Below are 7,940 nucleotides of genomic sequence, written 5' to 3' on the forward strand. Positions count from 1 at the left end.
CGTCCCTGTGTGGCGCGGGATCAATCGATGCGTTTGGCCGACTTGATGTAGACCGGATCCGCCGGCACATCGCGCATGCCTTTCTTGACGGTGGTCGGCGAGTTGACGATCTGGTCGACCACCTCCATGCCCTTGGTGACCTTGCCGAACACCGCGTAGCCACGGTCGCGGCCCGGGTTGAGGAAGTCGTTGTCGGCGACGTTGATGAAGAACTGGCTGGTGGCCGAGTTCGGGTCGGAGGTACGCGCCATGGACAGAGTGCCACGGGTGTTCTGCAGGCCGTTGCTCGCCTCGTTGCGGATCGGGTCCTGGGTGCTCTTCTGTACCATCTGGTCGGTGAAGCCGCCGCCCTGGACCATGAAGCCCGGGATCACACGGTGGAAGATGGTGTTGTTGTAGAAGCCGCTGTCGACGTACTGGAGGAAATTCTTGGTACTGATCGGCGCTTTTTCTGCGTTCAGCTCGATCTCGATCTTGCCGAAGCTGGTGACCAGCTCAACGTGCGGAGTCTTGTCGGAGGCCATGACGCTGGTGGCGAAGGCGACCGAGCAGGCGGTGAGCAGAAGTTTTTTCAGCATGGGCTCAAAGATCCTTGAGAGGTGGAAGCGGCTGCGAGGAACTGCAGCACGGTACGGTTGAAGACTTCAGGTTGATCCAGGGGCGTAGCGTGCCGCGAATCGTCGATGACCGCCAGCCTGGCGTTGGGCATCAGGGCGACGTAACGCTCCTTCAGTTGTATCGGTGTGTAATCGTGGTCGGCGGCGATCACCAGGGTGGGACAGTGGATCTGGCCGATGCGTTCCTGTACACCCCAGTCGACGATGGCGTCGAAGCTTTTCAGATACGCACGCTTGTCGTTGCGCGCCCAACGTTCGGCCATCTTGCGCCGTAGTTCGGCCTGCCCCGGCTTCGGGAACAGCCGTTCGGCCAGGCCCTTGCCGACGGTTTCGACACTGAGCAGGCGTGCCAGGCCCCAGCGCTTGAGCCACCAGATCCAGTCGCTGCGGGTGCGGCGTTTGACCTCGGGGGCGCTGTTGACGATGCACAGGCTGCGCAGCCAGTCGGGGTGGTCGACGGCGAACTGGAAGCCGACCATGCCGCCCATGGACAGGCCGACGAAGTGGACCGGGCCGCTGTCCAGATGGCGCAGCAGGGCCAGCAGATCCTCGCTGAAGGTCTTTATCTGGTAGCCCGTGCGTGGCTTGGACGATTGCCCGTGGCCGCGGATGTCCATGAGGATCACCCGGTAATGGCGGCTGAGCTCGGGGACCTGCAGTTCCCAGTCCTGGCTGCTTGAGCCCAGCCCGTGCAGCAGCACCAGGGGCTCGCCCTGGCCGTGTTCCTCGTAATGCAACAGGCATCCTTGCTGTTCGAAAACGGCCATGGGCGCGCTCCTCTCAGGCTTGCGGGGGGGCTGCGAAGGGCACGTCCAGCGGCGCGGTGTCGAAATTGCGCAGCAGCTCGATGAGGATCTGCGTGGCCGGGCCCAGGGTCTTTTCCTTGCTCGAGTAAAGGTAGAACAGTGGATGGCGGCTGCCACCCTGATCCAGCGGCAGGGGCTTGAGCACACCTTCGCGCAGCTCGCGCTCGATCATGTGCCGGGGCAGCCAGGCAAAGCCCAGGCCGCTGCCGACGAAGGTGGCCGCGGTGCCCAGGCTGCCCACCGTCCAGCGCTGCTCGGCGCCTAGCCAGCCGACATCACGCGGCTGGGCCCGGCCGGAGTCGCGGATCACCACCTGCAACTGGCTTTCCAGGTCCTGGAAGGTGATTTCGCGGCCCATGCGGTGCAGGGCATGCTCGGGGTGGGCGACGGCGATGAACTCCACCGGGCTCAGTTCGGTACCCAGGTAGCCGCCGATGTTGAAGCTGCTGATGGCAAGGTCGGCGATGCCTTCGTGCAGCACTTCCTCGACCCCGGACAACACCTCTTCGCGCAGGCGCACCCGGCAGCCGCGGCTCTGTGGCATGAACGCTGCCAGGGCGCGCACCAGGCGGGCGCTGGGATAGGCGGCGTCGACCACCAGGCGCACCTCGGCTTCCCAACCCTGCTCCATGTGATGGGCCAGGTCTTCCAGCTGGCTGGCCTGCTTGACCAGTTGCCGCGAACGACGCAGCAGCACGCTGCCGGCCTCGGTCAGCACCGCCTTGCGGCCATCGATGCGCAGCAATGGCACGCCCAGTTGCTCCTGCATCCGCGCCACGGTGTAGCTCACCGACGATTGCGAGCGGTGCAGGGCCTCGGCGGCCTGGGCGAACCCGCCGTGGTCGACCACCGCCTGCAGGGTCCGCCACTGATCCAGGGTAACGCGCGGTGCTTTCATCCAGGGCTCCTGTTGTCCTAAGCTGCGCTCTTCCCAAGGAGAGCGCCCGTATGAAGAAATGTTGTGCGGCTTTGCTGTTGTGCCTGCCCCTCGGGGCCATGGCTTACCCGATCGACGTGGAGAAGGAGCTGACCGGGGTCAAGGTCGACTACACCGCCTACGACACCGCCTACGACATTGGCTCGATCAGCCTCAACAACTATGGGCAGGTGCCGGCTGCGTGCAAGGTCACTTTCCGCAACGGCCCCGAGGCGCCACGGGTGCGCCGGGTCAACGTGCCTGCGGGCAGGAGCGTGGATGTCACCGCCAAGTTCAATCGGCAGATCATCAAGCTGCGCATCGTGCTCGACTGCAAAGCGGAATAAAACAGGTTAATCGATAGGTTGATCCCACTTTTTACGCTTTTTTATCGATAGGTCAACCACTAATCTCACCTCCATCGAATCGCCACCCCTTACCGCCGATGGAGGCACCCATGTCCCGCGTACTGATCATCGAAAGCAGCGCCCGCCAGCAGGATTCCGTTTCCCGCCAACTGACCTTGGACTTCATCCAGCAATGGCAAGCGGCGCATCCGGCCGACGAGATCACGGTGCGCGACCTGGCGGTGAACCCCGTGCCGCACCTGGACGCCAACCTGCTCGGTGGCTGGATGAAGCCCGCGGAACAGCGCAGCGCCACCGAGCGTGACGCACTGGAGCGCTCCAATGCGCTGACCGACGAGTTGCTGGCCGCCGACGTGCTGGTGATGGCCGCGCCGATGTACAACTTCACCATCCCCAGCACCCTGAAAGCCTGGCTGGACCACGTGCTGCGCGCCGGCATCACCTTCAAGTACACCCCAACCGGGCCGCAGGGCTTGCTCAACGGCAAGCGCGCCATCGTCCTGACCGCCCGCGGCGGCATCCATGCCGGTGCCAGCAGCGATCACCAGGAACCCTACCTGCGCCAAGTGATGGCCTTCATCGGCATCCATGATGTGGACTTCATCCATGCCGAAGGCTTGAACATGAGCGGCGAGTTCCACGAGAAGGGCCTGAACCAGGCCAAGGCCAAGTTGGCCGCGGTGGCTTGAGTCGCGACGAATTCCCAACCCTGACACCTTGTTGCTCCTTTGGGTGTGCCTGCCCGGCCATAGAGATGGCCGGGCTTTTTTTTTTGCTCGCGGTAAGTGCGCATTCTGTGCTGGCCTGACCGCCGGCAAGCCGGCTCATGGATACAGCGCAGTCCTTGAGAACTGTGCGGTAGGTGTGGGAGCTGGCTTGCCGGCGATGGGCTGCGCAGCAGCCCCACAATCCCCATGGTTGAACTGCCCAAGCCCAACCCGCTAAGGTCGCCGCCTTGATCCACGAGGGCCAATCATGGGCTACCTGATAATCGTCGCGCTGATCCAGGCGTACTCCTTCAACCTGATCGGCGAATACCTGGCCGGCCATGTCGACAGCTACTTCGCCGTACTGGCCCGGGTGCTGCTCGCCGGGTTGGTGTTCCTGCCACTGACCCGCTGGCGCCAGGTCGAGCCGCGCTTCATGCGTTCGATGCTACTGATCGGCGCGTTGCAGTACGGCATCACCTATGTCTGCCTGTACCTCAGCTTCCGGGTACTGACGGTGCCGGAAGTGCTGTTGTTCACCATCCTCACGCCGCTGCATGTGACCTTGATCGAGGATGCCCTGAACCGCCGCTTCAACCCCTGGGCGCTGCTTGCCGCCCTGGTGGCGGTGGCCGGCGCGGCGGTGATCCGCTTCGACACGGTCACCGGCGAGTTCTTCATCGGTTTCCTGCTGCTGCAGCTGGCCAACTTCACCTACGCCGCTGGGCAGGTGCTGTACCGTCACCTGGTGGCCCGTCACCCCAGCGATCTGCCGCACTACCGGCGGTTCGGCTATTTCTACCTGGGCGCGTTGCTGGTGGTCCTGCCGGCGTTCCTGCTGTTCGGCAATACCCAGCACCTGCCAAGCACCGACACCCAGTGGCTGGTGCTGCTGTTCCTCGGCCTGTGCCCGACGGCGCTGGGGCTGTATTGGTGGAACAAGGGCGCTTGCCAGGTCTCCGGCGGCACCCTGGCAGTGATGAACAACCTGCATGTGCCGGTGGGGTTGCTGCTCAACCTGTTGATCTGGAATCAGGACGAGCCGCTGGGGCGGTTGGCCATCGGCGGCGGGATCATCTTGTTGTCGGTGTGGATGAGCCGGCTAGGTGGGCAGGGCAGGGTGCTGCCGGCCTCACGTTGATCGGTTGCCTGTAAGGCCTTATCGCGGGGCAAGCCCGCTCCCACGCACTTGGTTTGCGTCGGAGCGGGTTTGCCCCGCGCTGCTTTTCAGGCCGGCTCCGAGCGTGTAACCCGCGCCGCCAACCCCACCCGCATGTCATTGCCACTCGGCTGTTGGTAAAGACTCAGGCCGAACTCCGGCAGCACCGCCAGCAGGTAGTCGAAGATATCGCCCTGGATACGTTCGTACTCGGCCCACGCCGTGGTGGTGGTGAAACAGTAGATTTCCAGCGGTACGCCTTCGGCGGTGGCCTGCATCTGGCGGACCATGCAGGTCATGTTCGCATGCACATTGGGGTGATTTTTCAGGTACGCCAGGGCAAAGGCGCGGAAGGTGCCGATGTTGGTCAGTTTGCGGCGGTTGGCCGCCAGCTCCGCTACCGGCCCCAGTGCTTCGTTCCAGCTGTGCAGCTCCTGGCGCTTGTGCGCCAAGTAGTCGCCGAGCAGGCGCACCTGGCCCAGACGCTCCTCTTCCTCGGCGCTGAGGAAGCGTACGCTGGCGGCATCGATGAACAGGCTGCGCTTGATCCGCCGCCCGCCGGACTGCTGCATGCCGCGGTAGTTGCGGAACGACTCGCTCATCAGGCGCCAGGTGGGAATGGAGACGATGGTCTTGTCGAAGTTCTGCACCTTGACCGTGTGCAGGGTGATGTCGACCACGTCGCCGTCGGCGCCGGCCTGGGGCATCTCGATCCAGTCGCCGACATGCAGCATGTCGTTGCTGGTCAGCTGCACGCTGGCGACGAACGACAGCAGGGTGTCCTTGTACACCAACAGCAGCACCGCCGACATGGCGCCAAGACCCGATAGCAGCAACAGCGGCGAGCGGTCGATCAGGGTGGCGACGATGACGATGGCGGCGAAGATCCACAGCATCATCTTGGCCAGCTGCATGTAGCCCTTGATCGAGCGGGTACGGGCATGTTCGGTGCGGGCGTAGATGTCCAGCAGCGCGTCGAGCAGGCAGGACAGGGCGCGGGTCATGAACAGCAGGGTCACGGCCAGGGCGACATTGCCGAGGAAATGCTGGGCGGTGGCCGACAGCTCCGGCACCAGCTTCAGGCCGAACTGCACCACCAGCGACGGCGTGGTCTGCGCCAGGCGATGGAACACCTTGTTGTGGCGCAGGTCGTCCAGCCAACGAAGGGCCGGTTGCCGTCCCAGCAGACGCGTGGAATGGAGGATCAAAAAGCGCGCCAGGCGGCCGATCAGCAGCGAGACGAACAGCAGCACAATCAGGCCGAGGGCGGCGTGCAGCACGGGATGTTGGTCGAGCGTGCCCCAGAGGTCGAGGGCGTCGCGCCAGAAACGTTGGATGTCCATGGGCTTGGAAGCGGTCTGTATTGCGGTACGAAGCGTTATTAGAGCGTGGATCGGCGCGAAGTTGCCAAAAGAAATTCGGTTCTGGTCACGGAAAACGTTACCCTATGCAACTGAATTTTTCGCACTTGCCCGAGGTTACCCCCGTGTTTTCCCAATTCGCCCTGCACGAACGCCTGCTCAAAGCCGTGGCCGAGCTGAAATTTGTCGAGCCGACTCCGGTGCAGGCGGCGGCCATTCCCCTGGCCCTGCAAGGGCGCGACCTGCGGGTGACGGCGCAGACCGGTAGCGGCAAGACCGCGGCCTTCGTGCTGCCGCTGCTCAATCGCCTGGTCGATCGCAGTGGCCCGAGCGTGGAGATCCGTGCGCTGATCCTGCTGCCGACCCGCGAGCTGGCCCAGCAGACCCTCAAGCAGGTGCAGCTGTTCTCCCAGTTCACCTACATCAAGTCTGGCCTGGTCACCGGCGGTGAGGACTTCAAGGAACAGGCCGCGATGCTGCGCAAGGTGCCGGACGTGCTGATCGGCACCCCAGGCCGCCTGCTCGAGCAGCTCAATGCCGGCAACCTCGACCTGTCCCACGTCGACGTGCTGATCCTCGACGAAGCCGACCGCATGCTCGACATGGGCTTCGCCGAAGACATGGAACGCCTGTGCAAAGAGTGCGAAAACCGCAAGCAGACCCTGCTGTTCTCGGCCACCACCGGTGGCGCTGCCCTGCGCGACATCATCGGCAAGGTGCTCAAAGACCCTGAGCACCTGATGCTCAACAGCGTTTCGCAGCTCGCCGAAGGCACCCGCCAGCAGATCATCACCGCTGACCACGACCAGCACAAAGAGCAGATCGTGCAGTGGCTGCTGGCCAACGAGACCTATAAGAAGGCAATCATCTTCACCAACACCCGCGCCCTGGCCGACCGTATCTACGGCCACCTGGTGGCCAAGGAGGTCAAGGCGTTCGTCCTGCACGGCGAGAAGGACCAGAAGGACCGCAAGCTGGCCATCGACCGCTTCAAGGACGGCGGCTCCAAGGTGCTGGTGGCCACCGATGTCGCGGCCCGGGGCCTGGACATCGACGGTCTGGACCTGGTGATCAACTTCGACATGCCACGCAGCGGCGACGAGTACGTACACCGTATTGGCCGCACCGGCCGTGCCGGCGGCGAAGGGTTGGCGATCTCGCTGATCACCCACAACGACTGGAACCTGATGTCGAGCATCGAACGCTATCTCAAGCAGCAGTTCGAGCGCCGTGTCATCAAGGAGGTCAAGGGCACCTACAGCGGCCCGAAGAAGGTCAAGGCGTCGGGTAAGGCTGCCGGCACCAAGAAGAAAAAGACCGAGAAGAAATCGGCTGGCGACAAGAAGGGCGCCGCCAAGCGCAAACCGTCCGCCAAGCCGAAGGTCAACGCGCCGCTGGCCAGCGCCGATGGCCTGGCACCGCTGAAAAAGCGCAAGCCTGCCACTGAGTAAGCACATCTCATCGCAAACCCGCCATCGCAACGATGGCGGGTAGCTTCAGGTTTTTCTCCGCGTCCTTACCTGTCAGGTTTCAGGTTTTTCGTTCGGCTTCCTTCAGCTCCTGAATACGCTTGTCGATCAACTGGCATTTGTCGGGCAGGTCCTTGCTGGCCGTGCCGAGGTCCATGTGCTGGAGCTCGTCATTGATCTCCTTGGCCTTTTGAGCGTTCTGCTCGGTCAGCTGGCTCACCAGGCCTGCCAGTTGCTCTCTTTTCTGCGTGGCCTCTTCCGGTGTGCAGGCCCAGATGGGCTGTGCGCAGAGCAGGGCTGTCGCGCAGATGATGCAGGGTAGTGGTTTCATCCTTCGGTTCCCTTGTCAGTCGATTCTTGCGGTGGAGGTCGTTGGCCAGCCGGAAGTTCAGGGCGAGCGACTGGTGGAACAGGTGCCGTTGTATCGACATGGTTTTTTGACGGTATTAATTTGACGTCCATGTAGTGGCAAAATAGTATCGCTCACTCTTTTCGCTGATGCGTGCCGGTGTGCTGGCAAGCATGATCCCCTGGCCG

At 63.3% G+C, this 7,940-nt stretch carries 9 protein-coding genes; 4 read left to right on the plus strand and 5 right to left on the minus strand.

Translation table 11 applies throughout. The features are described from left to right. Nucleotides 1-20 precede the first annotated feature (20 nt). Genes KSS90_RS07290 through KSS90_RS07300 form a run of 3 tightly spaced genes read right to left on the minus strand, consistent with a single transcriptional unit; the run spans nucleotide 21 to nucleotide 2,321 of the window. Entirely contained in the window at nucleotides 21-578 is a 558-nt protein-coding gene (locus KSS90_RS07290) for a peptidylprolyl isomerase (RefSeq protein ID WP_050706800.1), read from the minus strand. After that, a complete protein-coding gene (locus tag KSS90_RS07295) occupies nucleotides 572-1,384 on the minus strand; it encodes an alpha/beta fold hydrolase (protein ID WP_217868809.1) in 813 nt (270 codons plus the stop codon). Before KSS90_RS07295 ends, KSS90_RS07290 begins: the two co-directional genes overlap by 7 nt. 13 nt (nucleotides 1,385-1,397) lie before the next feature. After that, nucleotides 1,398-2,321, minus strand: coding sequence for a LysR family transcriptional regulator (locus KSS90_RS07300; protein ID WP_028693074.1), 924 nt, complete (start codon nucleotides 2,319-2,321; stop codon nucleotides 1,398-1,400). Between the two features lie 50 nt (nucleotides 2,322-2,371). Here KSS90_RS07300 and KSS90_RS07305 point away from each other — a divergent pair, with 50 nt between their 5' ends. The 3 genes from KSS90_RS07305 (at nucleotide 2,372) to KSS90_RS07315 (ending at nucleotide 4,555) form a co-directional block, all read left to right on the plus strand. Continuing rightward, nucleotides 2,372-2,686, plus strand: a complete 315-nt coding sequence (locus KSS90_RS07305) for a hypothetical protein (RefSeq protein ID WP_023629501.1) — start codon at nucleotides 2,372-2,374, stop codon at nucleotides 2,684-2,686. Nucleotides 2,687-2,796: 110 nt separating this feature from the next. Then, on the plus strand, nucleotides 2,797-3,396 hold the full coding sequence (locus KSS90_RS07310) for an FMN-dependent NADH-azoreductase (protein WP_217868810.1): 600 nt from the start codon (nucleotides 2,797-2,799) through the stop codon (nucleotides 3,394-3,396). Nucleotides 3,397-3,682: 286 nt separating this feature from the next. Then, nucleotides 3,683-4,555 (plus strand): carboxylate/amino acid/amine transporter, encoded by an 873-nt coding sequence (locus tag KSS90_RS07315; RefSeq protein ID WP_217868812.1) that lies wholly within the window; start codon nucleotides 3,683-3,685, stop codon nucleotides 4,553-4,555. Nucleotides 4,556-4,641: 86 nt separating this feature from the next. On the opposite strand, the gene KSS90_RS07320 is transcribed toward KSS90_RS07315, so the two are convergent. Beyond that, nucleotides 4,642-5,916, minus strand: coding sequence for a mechanosensitive ion channel family protein (locus KSS90_RS07320; protein ID WP_217868813.1), 1,275 nt, complete (start codon nucleotides 5,914-5,916; stop codon nucleotides 4,642-4,644). 104 nt (nucleotides 5,917-6,020) lie between these two features. Between KSS90_RS07320 and KSS90_RS07325 the strand changes: the two genes are divergently transcribed. After that, nucleotides 6,021-7,385, plus strand: a complete 1,365-nt coding sequence (locus KSS90_RS07325) for a DEAD/DEAH box helicase (protein WP_217868814.1) — start codon at nucleotides 6,021-6,023, stop codon at nucleotides 7,383-7,385. 79 nt (nucleotides 7,386-7,464) lie between these two features. On the opposite strand, the gene KSS90_RS07330 is transcribed toward KSS90_RS07325, so the two are convergent. Continuing rightward, nucleotides 7,465-7,734 carry a hypothetical protein gene (locus KSS90_RS07330; protein ID WP_217868815.1) on the minus strand — a complete coding sequence of 90 codons (270 nt, stop codon included), beginning with the start codon at nucleotides 7,732-7,734 and terminating at the stop codon, nucleotides 7,465-7,467. Nucleotides 7,735-7,940 lie beyond the last annotated feature (206 nt).

The organism is Pseudomonas maumuensis, assembly GCF_019139675.1.
GTDB classification, from domain to species: Bacteria; Pseudomonadota; Gammaproteobacteria; order Pseudomonadales; family Pseudomonadaceae; genus Aquipseudomonas; species Aquipseudomonas maumuensis.